We start from the raw sequence: 12,649 nt of genomic DNA on the forward strand, positions 1-12,649 counted from the left end.
CATATAATTAAGTGTACATACTATTTTAGTAGCGATACAACATATATTTCTTCTTCTTATTTCTTTTGTATCTAATTTCGATATATGATTTTAGTTTGTAAATAAGGCTAATATTATAAAACTCTTGTTGCTTTTACATATTTTCCTTTCCAATAGTTCTCTTCTAATGAACTTATTATTACTCCTTTTGATGAAGATGCATGTATAAAGGAAATTTTGCCTAAGTTGTTAACATTATATACTATACCGACATGATTTATGGATGACCCGCTTGTGGCAAAAAACAGTAAATCTCCTTCTTTTACATTCGATATATTTACCGAATTTCCTTCTTTTGACATATCTATAGATCTTCTGGGTAATGATTTATTTACTTTTTGAAATGACATATAGACTAAACCTGAACAATCTATACCACTAGAAGTTGTCCCCCCCAATTTATAGGGTGTTCCTTTGTATTTTTCAGCTTCTCTAAGTACTGTTTTAACGTCTGAAGATTTTGATGAATAAGTTTTATTGGACTTTAAAGTTGTAGATTTATTATGGGTATTTTTTTGAGTAGATTTCTTGGGCGGAGTATGTGTATTTTTCGTATTATAGACCCAAGGAGTAGCTTTTTTATTTTTTGCGGTTACATTTTTTGTTTCATAAGATGCACACGATGCCAAAGACATAGCAAAACCAAAAAATAATAAATATAATTTTTTTCTACTTTTCATAATTATTTTTTATGATTTGCTAAATTAAATAAATATAAATAATTTGCCAATAAGTTTTAAATCTTTATTTTCTGTTAATTTGTTGAATTTTAAATATTTAATTGATAATTGTTAATATAAATCCTAGAAAAAACTTTATTATAAGGATTTTATAAAAAATTTCATACTCTAATTAATCAAATAATTCACTTTTGTTTTCAGCAATATTTTCGTATCCTACATCAATTGATAGATTTTCAGATTTTGCAGCATTCACAGCCATTTTATCGCATTCTTCATTTTCGGGATGACCGGCATGACCTTTTATCCATTCAAAATGAACTGTATGATTGTTATATATTTTTAAAAAACGTATCCATAAATCCGGATTTTTCACCTTGTCAAACCTTTTTTTTTCCCAATTATTTATCCAGCCTTTTCGAACGGCATTTACTACATATTTAGAATCAGAATATATTACTACCTGCTGATGATCTTTTTTTATTTTCTCCAAGGCAATAATTACTGCTAATAGTTCCATTCTGTTATTTGTAGTTAATCTAAAACCTTCAGAAATTTTTTTTATATAAGAAGTTCCTTTCAGCTTCATAATAATCCCATATCCACCTTTCCCGGGATTTCCTAAAGAAGAGCCATCTGTAAATACTTCAATCATTAATTTAAAATATTTCTTTTAATTCCTTCAGTTCTTGTATAACAGGAAATTCTCTGGAGGTATATTTCTTTTCTTTTTTGTAATCAAAAAACACTGGAAACATTCCCATATTTTTTCCTCCTATTATATCCCCTTCCCAATCATCTCCTATATAAGAAGATTCTTCAGCCTTTGCTTTTGCTTTATGTAACCCTAACTCAAAAACTTCTTTTGCTGGTTTCCTCTTATTTATTTCTTCTCCGCTGGTTGTTGTTGAAATGTAATTTTTTATAGGTGTCTTTTGTATCTTATTTTCAGTAGCATCAATAAATCCATTCGAAATAATATGTAATTGGTAACCTTTTTGTTTAAGGTATTTTAATATATCTTCTGCATATTCTACCAGATTATTATTTTCTACAACTTTATTAATAAAATGGTCATTAAAATAACTACATATTTGTTGATCTTTTACTCCTAATTCATAAAATGTATCTGTAAATCTATGATTTAATATATCACTTTTGGTTACTTTTTCTTGTCTATAAAGGCTCCAAAGCTTTTCGTTTCTAGCATAATATTTTTTATAAAAGTCAGAAAAATTAATTTTATATTTTTCTCTGATCTGCATATTTTCAAACATTGACTGAAGGGTAATTTTAGAATTTTTGTCTGTATCCCATAGTGTATTATCTAGATCAAAAAATATATGTTTTATTTTGTTTTCCATTTAATATTTATTAGAGGCTTAATCCCATTCCAAATAATACTGCAAATGCTAATGCAAGAAGTGCAGTAGGTTTCATATATTTATCTAATTCTTTAGGGTTTTTTACTGCTAATATTTTACGTCTTAATTGTGTATCTGGTATAAAGAGAATAAAAAATATAAACGGTGTTATAGAGGATAAGTTTTCCATTTTAATGATAAATTTATCTTGGTGTATTAAAAGGAAAATTAAGCATAATATAAATGGAAGGTTCATAAGTATCAGCTGATAGTATTTTGCATTAGTAAACCCGATTCTTAGTGCTAATGTCTTTTTATGACTTAATTTATCTGAATCCATATCGCGCATATTATTCAAGTTTAAAACTGCGACACTAAATAAACCTACTGCAGATGCAGGTAATAGGGTATCCCAAGTAAATGTTTTTGTATATAGAAATTCACTTCCTATAACAGATACCCATCCAAAAAATAAAAACACAAAAATATCTCCCAATCCCATATATCCATAGGGTTTCTTTCCCATAGTATAAAAAAGAGCTGCTAATATACAGGCAACTCCTAAACCTATAAATATAAAGAATTCATTCCAATAATCGGGAATAAAGGCATAGGCCAATAAAACAATGGCTGAAATAAGGGAAAGTATAATGGTAATTATAATTCCATTATACATTTGCTTTTGGGTTATAGCTCCTGATTGTATTGCTCTGGCAGGTCCAATTCTGTTTTCATTATCTGTACCTTTCACACCATCTCCATAATCGTTAGCAAAATTTGACAATATCTGAAATAATATTGTTGTGAGACAAGATAATCCAAATATGATTCCATCAAAGCAGTCTTTCCATTTAGCTAATAATCCTCCTAATATAATGCCACTCAAAGAGAGAGGTAATGTTCTTAATCTTGCTGCTTCTATCCAATTTTTCATTATTTTTTTTAATATGAAGTAAGTGGCAAAAATACGTTTATTTTTTTAAGTTAATATTTATGCTATCGGGGATAACCTACCGGATGATTTAATAATATATGTTGAGAGGCTTTTAGTTTTAATATTTTATGTAATTCTACTCTATCCATTCCGGCTCTGGGTCTTGTAGCCAATCCTGTCCCTGCACAAAAAACTGAAATATTTTGAGACACAATGCCTACGTCTATTTTATTCCATTCAAAAATATCTTCTTTTTTAAAGCTGGGTGGATATTTAGATTTATCGGCTACTAATATCAAAATACAGGGTCCTGTTTCTCCATGTATCAAATGTCTGTAATCGCCTTTCGCTATAGGTTCTAATTCTTTATTTTGAGCATTGTATAAATATACCCCTTCTTTGAAACAAATATAAATATCTACATCTTGAGTGTTAAGAGAAGATGGTGCTGTTCTTTTTCCATCGGTTCTGTTTACACCATTAGCCGCCCATAATAAATCAGATAAATCCTGTATTTCCAACTCTTTATCTAAAAAATCTGTACTGCTTTTTCGTTTAGATAATGCTTCCATAACGGGCAAACCTCTCTTGATATCCGGATCTTTTAGTTTTATAGTCTTTAAATCTTGAGAAAATACCTGAATGCTCAATAATATTATTCCCCATGCTAGTATTCTTTTCATGTATTTTTAAATTTTTGCTAAAATTAGTTTTTTTTATAAAAAGAATCACCCTTGATGTATGGGTGATTCTTTTTATAATTACTATTTATTAAAGATAAACCTCTTTTATAAATTACCTATAACTTTATCTTTAGGGGATTTCACTTTATAGCTAATTCTTATTTTTTTCACCTCATTAGGGGCTAATTCTAATTTCCAGGTCAAAAATCCCTGGTCTTTATTTACAGTAGATCCTCCGTTTTCTATTAATTCTATTTTTATTTCTGAATCTGTACTCAATGGGTATTGATCTTTTAATATTAAATTAATTTTTTCTTTCTTGTTGTTTTTTACTGTAATATCATAAGTAAACATTTGCTCTTTATTGGATGAGAAAAACTTAGTTCCCGATTTATCTACGATCTTTTCTCTTTTTATGGAAACTCTTTTATCTTTCCCCATACTAAGATTTAATGTATCTGAAGTTTGGTTAGGATCTATAATAGTTTTTCCTACATATACACCTTCAAATATTATATTAGCTTCTCCGCTTAATAAATTATATTGAGAATAGTTTCCAACTTCCGCCAATAAGTAAGATTCTTTATCTAATCTAGGAACTGCATAATATTTATATCTGGCCGGAATTTGTATTTTAGTGAGCACTACGCTATGTTGTTTTCCATTAGACATAATATCATAAGGTATATCTATATCAAAACTTGTATTTAATTGGCTTTCTATTATATTAGAATTTACTGAAGAAAATTGAGAATCAAAATCTTTTGCTACACTTTTTTGAGCCATTTGCCAATCCATTGATTGAATCGTATTCTTAGAAATTTGTCCTTTTGCTATTATTCTATTTTTGTTATAATCTCCAAATCTTAAAAACCATTGGTTTAAGATAGGTGCCTGATTATTTTGGCTGGGCATACCACTGGAAAGAGTCAATTTCACCTTCTTCCAATCAATTCCTGTATTTTGTTCTATCTGGGCTTTATAAATCATTTTAATAGGGCTAGATATATTATCTGCTCTCAAATCATAAAAGGGAGTCCATGTAGCTCCTCCACTTAAATAGGATATTTTGAAAGGAACATTTCCAGCTTCATTTGCCATAACCTGTAGTATTAATTTACCCTTAGATATTTTTTCTTCTTCTTGCTTGGTGAAGTTTAATTTGGTATTTAGACTTATAAGCCTATCAGATAATTTTTTTTCTTTTTCTAATATTGCTGAGTGTTGGAAACTAAGATCTGTTCTCTTTTTTTGGTAATATTCAATAATTTTAGTCAATTCTAAAGCATTTAATCCTGTATTAACACCGGCAATCTGCTGGTTTTTATCTAACATTTCTATAGTTTTTAGTATACTGCTTTTTTCATTGTTTAGCTTATCCAACTCTTTATTAACCCATGCAACACTATCTCTTACTTTCTTTAACTCGGGTAAGTTTTGATCTTTGTCATATTCAGAAATATAATCCTTGGTAAACTGTACAGAAAGCACGGTAACGTTAGAGGGCGCACCTACCATAACCGTTTTTTCATTTATATAGTTTGATACATTTTTAACTATAATTTCGGAGGTTCCTGCCGGAAGATTTACATTAGTAGATTGTGTTATTTCTGCAGAATTGAAATAGACGGTTACTGCTTCCGTATTTGCCGTGCTAAAAATAGGTTTTTGTGAAAATAACAATGTAGTACAACATACAAGGCATAATAAAAAATACTTTTTCATTTTATTTATTTTTTTTATTTATTAGATGTTATTTCTAATAAATTTCCATAAAAAATTTTTTTTTTATTTTGCCTAGGTTTTGATTTTTTAAATGAAAATTCCGTTTTTGGAAGAATATTATGATTATTTAGAAACTATATGCTTTTCCTCATTGACAATAATTTCATCATATTCAACTTTGAATTCTCAGACTTTATAGCTATTATATGTTGTATTTTTTATTATTTGCTCCTTTACAGAAAACCAATATCCTATAAAAATAGGACTAAGCATTTTTCTTTTTTACACCATTTTTTATTTAACTTTTACTCTGTCATAATACACATACCCCTGTTTTTCTTTTTGGGTTTTTATCAACCACCATTTTCCTTCTTCATTTAATACTTCCACTTTTTCTCCATTTTTTATTTGCTGCACTATTTCTGATTTGGAATTCTTTTCTTTCCTTAGATTGGTAAATCCATCGGGGTCTTGGATATAATACATTGCCTCCAGATCATTATTTTCATAAACTTTTTCCGTATACTTCTTTAGCATTTTAAAATTATAAAAATCATTATTGAGAATATTTTTTTTATAAAATGGATAATTTTCATAAAAATAATCTATGTATCCGGTTATGCCTGATAAGGCTAATTCATTTAAGAGAAATGCGATTGAATACTCATTATTCTTATAATCATTAGGAGTGTCTGCTATGTCTTTAATAATATCAGATAGTGTATAATAGAAATCTCCTTGAATTGTTTCTGAAAAAGCATTAATTATTTGTTTATTATATTCTATTTCTCTAATCTTATCTACTAAATGTTCCCTTAAGATATAGGTATGATTCCTTTCTTCAAAAATTAATTCTTTTACAGCAAATTTGTTTCTAAAATTAGTATTGCTAAATGCATATTTTAAAATAGTATTGTTTTTATCAAATCCAAAAGTTTTTACTAATTCTATAATTAAATCGGGTCTTTCTTTTTTTAACCATTCTAGGGAAGATTTATTATCACAAAAAATGAATTGATTATAATGAAGTAAAGTTAATCCATCTATATCTCCTTTAATATCTTCCACATAAAGAGCAGGTAAATTTTTAATAGCTATGACAGGAGATAGACTCTGGTCTAAGACTACTATATTTTCTTTATATTTATCAATATTAACTCCATAGTAATATTTTATTTTTTCAATGAATAGATTCAGAGATGGATATTGATAATTAAATTTATTAAACTCATTTTCTATTTGTTCCTTATTTTTAATAATAAGTTTATCATAATTAATCTCCAATTCTCCATCTTTATATATATTGTAAGGTGCATTTTCTTTATTATTTATATTCATTGTACTTTTATTATTGTTTTGATCTTTTTGCCCTTTACAAGAAACTAAAGTACATGAGATTATAATTAAGGTTATATATATAAAATTGTTTTTCATAAAAATGCACAAATAATTAAAATAATTATCCGACTCATTTAAGGTTTATTATATATTCTTCATATAATTTATATGCAATAAATATTTTAGTTTAATTATTAGATTAAGTATAACTATCATATTCACTTCTCTTTGTTTAATATTAATTAGATATTTCTAAAGGACTCCAAGTATTATTTCCAGGATTAATTTCATAAATAGGATTTCCTGAAATGAAATAAGATGCTTTTTCTTTTTTTAAATAAAGGGTATCAATATCAGATTTATTATCTCCTTGATAGGAAATTAGGGGTAAAGCTATTTCTGAAATTCCATTATTAGTTTGTAAAGAAATAATTTTAGACTTATACTTAATGGTATCATTATCTATAATATTTAATATTCTTACATCTTCATAGGATTTAATGTTTATTTTATATTCATTTTTATAGTTATCTCTATCATTAGTTAAATACACATACTTTCCTTTCCAACTTGTTACAATATTTTTTTGTTCTATTTGACCAGTGATTTCTTCCTTCATTTTATATTCTTCTATATCATCTATTAAATAACCTTCTTTTGTTTTTTCTAATTTCACTTTCATACAAAGATTATGATTTCCTTCAAAATCATTATATGGAAGACATACTTTATAAAACTGTCCTTTAACTAAAGGCTCTATATTTATTGTTTCTAACCATTGTTCTATAAAATCTTGTGCATTAATTACCGGATCATAATCAAGTTCTTTATTGCTAAGTCTGGATAAAAATTTTTTAGACAAATATTTTTCTTTTAAAGAATTTAAAGCCTTCTCATTAGGAGAATTTCTTATTCCTTCTTTAATGTAATTTGAATAAAAGTTTGTTAAAAAAACAATTGCCGAATCTTGTTGTATGGAAATATTTTGCTCCAATAAATTGTTGTCATCATATTTTATTCCTTTTTGCTTACAAAAGAAAAGGAATAAAAAGAGAACAGGTTTAATCATGCCCATTGCTATTTTATTGAACTTTATATATCATAATTATTTTTTCTTTATTATTTCATAACCTAGTTTTTTAGGTTTTGTTATTACATCTTGAGATACCCATTGGGTTGTCAAATAATAGTTCCCTTTATCTTCAATTAAAACAAATTCAGGATTCATCCCACCCCCTTGTTTATATCCATACAAATTCCTTGAATGATATAAAATGAGTTTACTGTTTTCCTCTTTAGCTGTTAATAGGTCTATAAAGCTCATTTGAAAACCGTCTCCCGTTGCTTTTATACTATCTTTTGTTATCTCTATAATAATTTCATAACCTACCTTTTGCCCTCCTATATCTCCATAATCTAACCATACTGAATAATTCCCATACCATTTTTCAGAAATATTATTTACTGTGATAAAATTATTAGTTCTTAATTTTTGAATTTTAGTATTTATGAAATTTTCTCTCCATTCTTGTTCTAAATTATTTTCATTTAAGGACTGAATTTTAATAGAATCTAATAATTCCCACTCATTTAAATTATTTGTAAATAATTTCTCCATATAGTTATCTTTTTGATAATATATTGGATCTCCTGATTTATTATAGTTTAAATACTTTTTTTCAATCAGAAAAACATAAATGTTAAATTTACGTTTAAGTTCATCAATAGATAACTCATTAATTTCTTTAACAGATTCTTCAGTATTTAAATTTATGCCATTTTTAGGTATATAATAAATTAGAATATTTCCTAAATTGTTATTCTCTTTTGGACTATAAATACAGCCATAATCCGCTGTTACAAAATAACCATTTTCAAAGGAAAAGTCTCCGCATTTTAATATGTTATCAAAAGAATAACTATCTACTTTATTTTTTATTTCAATCAAAGACTTTTCTTTATCTTGCCCTTTACAAAAAACTAAAGTACATGAGATTATAATTAAGGTTATATATAAAAAATTGTTTTTCATAATTATAATTTTTTAGTATAATTTTTAGGTCTAAAATATCCTTTCCATCCATCATGACTAGATAATGCTCCACTATTCTTCATATAAATAGCCGTCCTCGAACAGCCTTTTCCTGAATATCCACCATTTTTAACTTGTTGAGATTCTCCTACAGCCCCTGTTCTTCCTATTGCCTCTAAAATAGTCACTAAATCTGTAGATTCATCATACTCATATACTATTCCTGTATGACCAACACCATTACTTTTTCGCCAAACAAATATATCTCCTCTTTCTGGTTTAAAATCCGATTTATTACTTCCTGAAACAAAATCAATTTTATCAGAATTTATAGCTTTTCTAAAATCACTTTGTGTTGTCATTAATTTTTAAGGTATCTTCTGAAAATTTAATTTTTAATTTTTTTTAAATTCTCTAAATCTTTTTCTTCGATAGGTTTATCAAAAGATCGTGTTACGTCAATAAGCTCCCAATGTATAAAAATTATTTATTAATGTGTTTTCTTTTCTTCTATCCTTACAGCATCAGATAATTTCATTATTTTGAAAATCTAAAAATTGTTTTTGCTCTGTTCTTCCTTTACAACTTATCAAAGCTATAAGTAATAAAAAAGGAATTATATTTTTATTTTAAAGTAATTCTTCATTTTTTTAGTATTGAAAAAAAGAGATAAATACTAGGCGGAGTCTTAGTTATGTATATTTATTTACTGCATTTTATTTAATATATATTGTTTATTATCATAATAAAAATCTAAATATGGAGATTCCCATAAATATTTTTTACCATCAAAATATATATTCCCAAAATCTTTTGTTTTTTCTAATATAGCGCTCTCACTACCATCTAAATACTTTGAATAAGACAATAATAATTTATTATCAACTTCTTTTCCTGTTAATAAATATTTTTGATAAATCTGATAACCTGCTATTTCATAAATTATAGAATCTTTTGAAATACTTAATGTAATACTTTTATCTTCCCTCCAATCTTTAGATTCTTTACTTACCACATGATATATTCCAAACCATTTACTTGAAATAATTTTGTTTTTATTATATTCTTGCTTAGTTTTATATGTATATTCTTCTGGTTCATATTCTCTTAAATAGTATGTTGGGGGAGGGCAATCGTAAATAATAGTTGATAATGGTAATCTAGTTATTTTCCCTACATTACTTATACCATAAAGTTCGTATAACTCAAAAGATTCTTTTTTTGTACTGTTGCTATATTTCCCAATAGCAATACCTGTTTTATCAACATTACCAGATTTGTAATTAAATTGAGAATAATCAAAGCCTTTTGGTATTTTTAAAGTATCTATTAATTCTTTATTTTTTCCTTTTTTCCTTTCTATAAACAGGTATCTTATTTTTTCTTTTCCAGATTTTATATCATCTTTAGAATTAATAAGGGCTAATTCTGTAAAAGAAATATTATTTGTATTGGAAATGTTTTCTTCATTCCATAGAATAAAATATCTGGATTTAGTGTTTAGAAAGCTTGAAATACTTTCAGATTTAATTTGAGTAATTCCTACCCCACTGTAATCATCATAAATTACGTCAGAAAAATTGGTAATATTATTATAAGTTATACCTAAAGCTATATTCTTTTCTTGGGATTGGCATGAATTAAAATTTAATAATATAAAGAAATATACTATTATTTTAATCTTTTGTTTAATCTTGTTTTGGAGCATTCAATTTTGTTTTGTATCCATTTTCTGTATATTTATAATTAACTGCGTCATCCTTTTCTTTACTTTTGGTGGTGATGATTTTTCTGTGTTCTTTGGCAAATGATTTAAGTATTTTATTTTGCCATTCCTTTTGTAAGTCAAACCTAACATACTCTTCCATCAAAATTTAAATAAAGCATCACTCCCTCTCATTTCCATATAACAATATTTTATTTAAAAGATCTTGATTCCAATCTTCAGCATATATATTTTGAAGTTCAGAAGTCCATCCAGAAGTGCGTTTTTTATTGTTACCTAAATAATATGTCGAATAATATTTGCCTGCAATTAAATTAAATGATTTAGTATAGGCACCATTATTATCTTTCGTATAACTTAAGTCATATCCTATAACTTGTATTTTTTTATTATGAATATCATATCTAAACTTAATCTTTTCAATCAAATTTTTCTTTTCTCCTGAAATATTTTTCTTCGTAACCTGATTTGCATAATCTACACTTAGCTCTATAATTTTACCTTTAATAATCGGATCACTTACATAATAATCTGTTTTTATATTATTATACAATATACTATTATTTAAAACAGGTATTTCAATTGTTTTACTTTGAGATGACAAATAAATCTTAAGAACAAAATTTAAAAATTTTGTGCTATTTTTTTCTTGAATCTGTGCTTTATCTTCAATATTATCATCATCAAAATATAATAATTTTGGTTTTTCTACTAAACTATCTATTGTTGATTCCGTCATATTATGAATCACTTCTTTTTTTTGACAAGAAATATTAATTGTCAATGCAAATATTACTAAACTAAGTATTCTTTTCATTTAATTTATTCTTTTATTTCTATTACAGCTATATTTTTTACTCCACAATAAAGATGAGCCTTATGATGAGAATCTTCTTTAAATGTTATTGCTTTTTTAGGTTTGACTAACTTCATTCCTGGTTTAAAATAAAATGTTGTTATGCCAAAATTTGCCATTGCATTCACATATTTTTGTGTATTTATTAAATTAAAATAATCCGAATCTATACTTTCTCCATTAGTATGTGAAACACTTGGAAAACATGTTCCATCTTTCATTGCTGAGCCTTCTGAAATTAACGAAAGATCTTGATTCCAATCTTCAGCATATATATTTTGAAGTTCAGAAGTCCATCCAGAAGTGCGTTTTTTATTGTTACCTAAATAATATGTCGAATAATATTTGCCTGCAATTAAATTAAATGATTTAGTATAGGCACCATTATTATCTTTCGTATAACTTAAGTCATATCCTATAACTTGTATTTTTTTATTATGAATATCATATCTAAACTTAATCTTTTCAATCAAATTTTTCTTTTCTCCTGAAATATTTTTCTTCGTAACCTGATTTGCATAATCTACACTTAGCTCTATAATTTTACCTTTAATAATCGGATCACTTACATAATAATCTGTTTTTATATTATTATACAATATACTATTATTTAAAACAGGTATTTCAATTGTTTTACTTTGAGATGACAAATAAATCTTAAGAACAAAATTTAAAAATTTTGTGCTATTTTTTTCTTGAATCTGTGCTTTATCTTCAATATTATCATCATCAAAATATAATAATTTTGGTTTTTCTACTAAACTATCTATTGTTGATTCCGTCATATTATGAATCACTTCTTTTTTTTGACAAGAAATATTAATTGTCAATGCAAATATTACTAAACTAAGTATTCTTTTCATTTAATTTATTCTTTTATTTCTATTACAGCTATATTTTTTACTCCACAATAAAGATGAGCCTTATGATGAGAATCTTCTTTAAATGTTATTGCTTTTTTAGGTTTGACTAACTTCATTCCTGGTTTAAAATAAAATGTTGTTATGCCAAAATTTGCCATTGCATTCACATATTTTTGTGTATTTATTAAATTAAAATAATCCGAATCTATACTTTCTCCATTAGTATGTGAAACACTTGGAAAACATGTTCCATCTTTCATTGCTGAGCCTTCTGAAATTAACGAAAGATCTTGATTCCAATCTTCAGCATATATATTTTGAAGTTCAGAAGTCCATCCAGAAGTGCGTTTTTTATTGTTACCTAAATAATATGTCGAATAATATTTGCCTGCAATTAAATTAAATGATT

General features: G+C 26.3%; 14 protein-coding genes and 1 pseudogene. All 15 read right to left on the reverse strand.

Annotated features, from left to right (window positions below; all coding sequences use genetic code 11):
• Window positions 1-113: 113 nt before the first annotated feature.
• Complete coding sequence (locus C4S76_RS01690) at window positions 114-719, reverse strand: C40 family peptidase (RefSeq protein WP_105192068.1); 606 nt, start codon at window positions 717-719, stop codon at window positions 114-116.
• Between the two features lie 172 nt (window positions 720-891).
• On the reverse strand, window positions 892-1,374 hold the full coding sequence (gene rnhA, locus C4S76_RS01695; protein ID WP_105192070.1) for a ribonuclease HI: 483 nt from the start codon (window positions 1,372-1,374) through the stop codon (window positions 892-894).
• A gap of 4 nt (window positions 1,375-1,378) precedes the next feature.
• Window positions 1,379-2,083, reverse strand: a complete 705-nt coding sequence (locus C4S76_RS01700; protein ID WP_105192072.1) for a YjjG family noncanonical pyrimidine nucleotidase — start codon at window positions 2,081-2,083, stop codon at window positions 1,379-1,381.
• A 10-nt stretch (window positions 2,084-2,093) separates the two neighbouring features.
• Window positions 2,094-3,017, reverse strand: coding sequence for a 1,4-dihydroxy-2-naphthoate octaprenyltransferase (menA, locus tag C4S76_RS01705; protein WP_105192074.1), 924 nt, complete (start codon window positions 3,015-3,017; stop codon window positions 2,094-2,096).
• Between the two features lie 62 nt (window positions 3,018-3,079).
• Window positions 3,080-3,700, reverse strand: a complete 621-nt coding sequence (locus C4S76_RS01710) for a SagB/ThcOx family dehydrogenase (protein ID WP_105192076.1) — start codon at window positions 3,698-3,700, stop codon at window positions 3,080-3,082.
• 105 nt (window positions 3,701-3,805) lie between these two features.
• Window positions 3,806-5,425: a DUF4139 domain-containing protein gene (locus C4S76_RS01715; RefSeq protein WP_105192078.1), complete on the reverse strand. Its 1,620-nt coding sequence runs from the start codon at window positions 5,423-5,425 to the stop codon at window positions 3,806-3,808.
• A gap of 294 nt (window positions 5,426-5,719) precedes the next feature.
• On the reverse strand, window positions 5,720-6,859 hold the full coding sequence (locus tag C4S76_RS01720) for an SH3 domain-containing protein (RefSeq protein WP_105192080.1): 1,140 nt from the start codon (window positions 6,857-6,859) through the stop codon (window positions 5,720-5,722).
• 142 nt (window positions 6,860-7,001) lie between these two features.
• The gene (locus C4S76_RS01725; protein ID WP_181044025.1) at window positions 7,002-7,832 is read right to left on the reverse strand and encodes a DUF3828 domain-containing protein; all 831 of its coding nucleotides are present in this window, start codon (window positions 7,830-7,832) and stop codon (window positions 7,002-7,004) included.
• 36 nt (window positions 7,833-7,868) lie between these two features.
• Window positions 7,869-8,795 carry a hypothetical protein gene (locus C4S76_RS01730; RefSeq protein WP_105192084.1) on the reverse strand — a complete coding sequence of 309 codons (927 nt, stop codon included), beginning with the start codon at window positions 8,793-8,795 and terminating at the stop codon, window positions 7,869-7,871.
• Window positions 8,796-8,797: 2 nt separating this feature from the next.
• A complete protein-coding gene (locus C4S76_RS01735; RefSeq protein ID WP_105192086.1) occupies window positions 8,798-9,157 on the reverse strand; it encodes a CHAP domain-containing protein in 360 nt (119 codons plus the stop codon).
• Between the two features lie 344 nt (window positions 9,158-9,501).
• Window positions 9,502-10,503 (reverse strand): hypothetical protein, encoded by a 1,002-nt coding sequence (locus tag C4S76_RS01740; RefSeq protein ID WP_105192088.1) that lies wholly within the window; start codon window positions 10,501-10,503, stop codon window positions 9,502-9,504.
• Complete coding sequence (locus C4S76_RS01745; protein WP_105192090.1) at window positions 10,484-10,663, reverse strand: hypothetical protein; 180 nt, start codon at window positions 10,661-10,663, stop codon at window positions 10,484-10,486. The genes C4S76_RS01740 and C4S76_RS01745 overlap by 20 nt, the downstream gene beginning before the upstream one ends.
• A gap of 18 nt (window positions 10,664-10,681) precedes the next feature.
• The gene (locus tag C4S76_RS01750) at window positions 10,682-11,338 is read right to left on the reverse strand and encodes a hypothetical protein (RefSeq protein ID WP_146105659.1); all 657 of its coding nucleotides are present in this window, start codon (window positions 11,336-11,338) and stop codon (window positions 10,682-10,684) included.
• Window positions 11,339-11,343: 5 nt separating this feature from the next.
• Window positions 11,344-12,240, reverse strand: a complete 897-nt coding sequence (locus C4S76_RS01755) for a hypothetical protein (RefSeq protein WP_105192972.1) — start codon at window positions 12,238-12,240, stop codon at window positions 11,344-11,346.
• Between the two features lie 5 nt (window positions 12,241-12,245).
• Window positions 12,246-12,649 (reverse strand): annotated as a pseudogene (locus tag C4S76_RS11720) (hypothetical protein); the annotation flags it as partial.

The sequence above is a fragment of the Apibacter adventoris genome (assembly GCF_002964965.1).
In the GTDB taxonomy this organism is placed as follows: Bacteria; Bacteroidota; Bacteroidia; order Flavobacteriales; family Weeksellaceae; genus Apibacter; species Apibacter adventoris.

Excerpts from the sequence above, each read along its gene's own strand:
- C4S76_RS01690 (WP_105192068.1), bottom strand. The coding sequence starts at position 719 with ATGAAAAGTAGAAAAAAATTATATTTATTATTTTTTGGTTTTGCTATG.
- C4S76_RS01715 (WP_105192078.1), bottom strand. The coding sequence starts at position 5,425 with ATGAAAAAGTATTTTTTATTATGCCTTGTATGTTGTACTACATTGTTA.
- C4S76_RS01710 (WP_105192076.1), bottom strand. The coding sequence starts at position 3,700 with ATGAAAAGAATACTAGCATGGGGAATAATATTATTGAGCATTCAGGTA.
- C4S76_RS01745 (WP_105192090.1), bottom strand. The coding sequence starts at position 10,663 with ATGGAAGAGTATGTTAGGTTTGACTTACAAAAGGAATGGCAAAATAAA.
- C4S76_RS01755 (WP_105192972.1), bottom strand. The coding sequence starts at position 12,240 with ATGAAAAGAATACTTAGTTTAGTAATATTTGCATTGACAATTAATATT.
- C4S76_RS01725 (WP_181044025.1), bottom strand. The coding sequence starts at position 7,832 with ATGATTAAACCTGTTCTCTTTTTATTCCTTTTCTTTTGTAAGCAAAAA.
- C4S76_RS01700 (WP_105192072.1), bottom strand. The coding sequence starts at position 2,083 with ATGGAAAACAAAATAAAACATATATTTTTTGATCTAGATAATACACTA.
- C4S76_RS01750 (WP_146105659.1), bottom strand. The coding sequence starts at position 11,338 with ATGAAAAGAATACTTAGTTTAGTAATATTTGCATTGACAATTAATATT.
- menA (WP_105192074.1), bottom strand. The coding sequence starts at position 3,017 with ATGAAAAATTGGATAGAAGCAGCAAGATTAAGAACATTACCTCTCTCT.
- rnhA (WP_105192070.1), bottom strand. The coding sequence starts at position 1,374 with ATGATTGAAGTATTTACAGATGGCTCTTCTTTAGGAAATCCCGGGAAA.
- C4S76_RS01730 (WP_105192084.1), bottom strand. The coding sequence starts at position 8,795 with ATGAAAAACAATTTTTTATATATAACCTTAATTATAATCTCATGTACT.
- C4S76_RS01720 (WP_105192080.1), bottom strand. The coding sequence starts at position 6,859 with ATGAAAAACAATTTTATATATATAACCTTAATTATAATCTCATGTACT.
- C4S76_RS01735 (WP_105192086.1), bottom strand. The coding sequence starts at position 9,157 with ATGACAACACAAAGTGATTTTAGAAAAGCTATAAATTCTGATAAAATT.
- C4S76_RS01740 (WP_105192088.1), bottom strand. The coding sequence starts at position 10,503 with ATGCTCCAAAACAAGATTAAACAAAAGATTAAAATAATAGTATATTTC.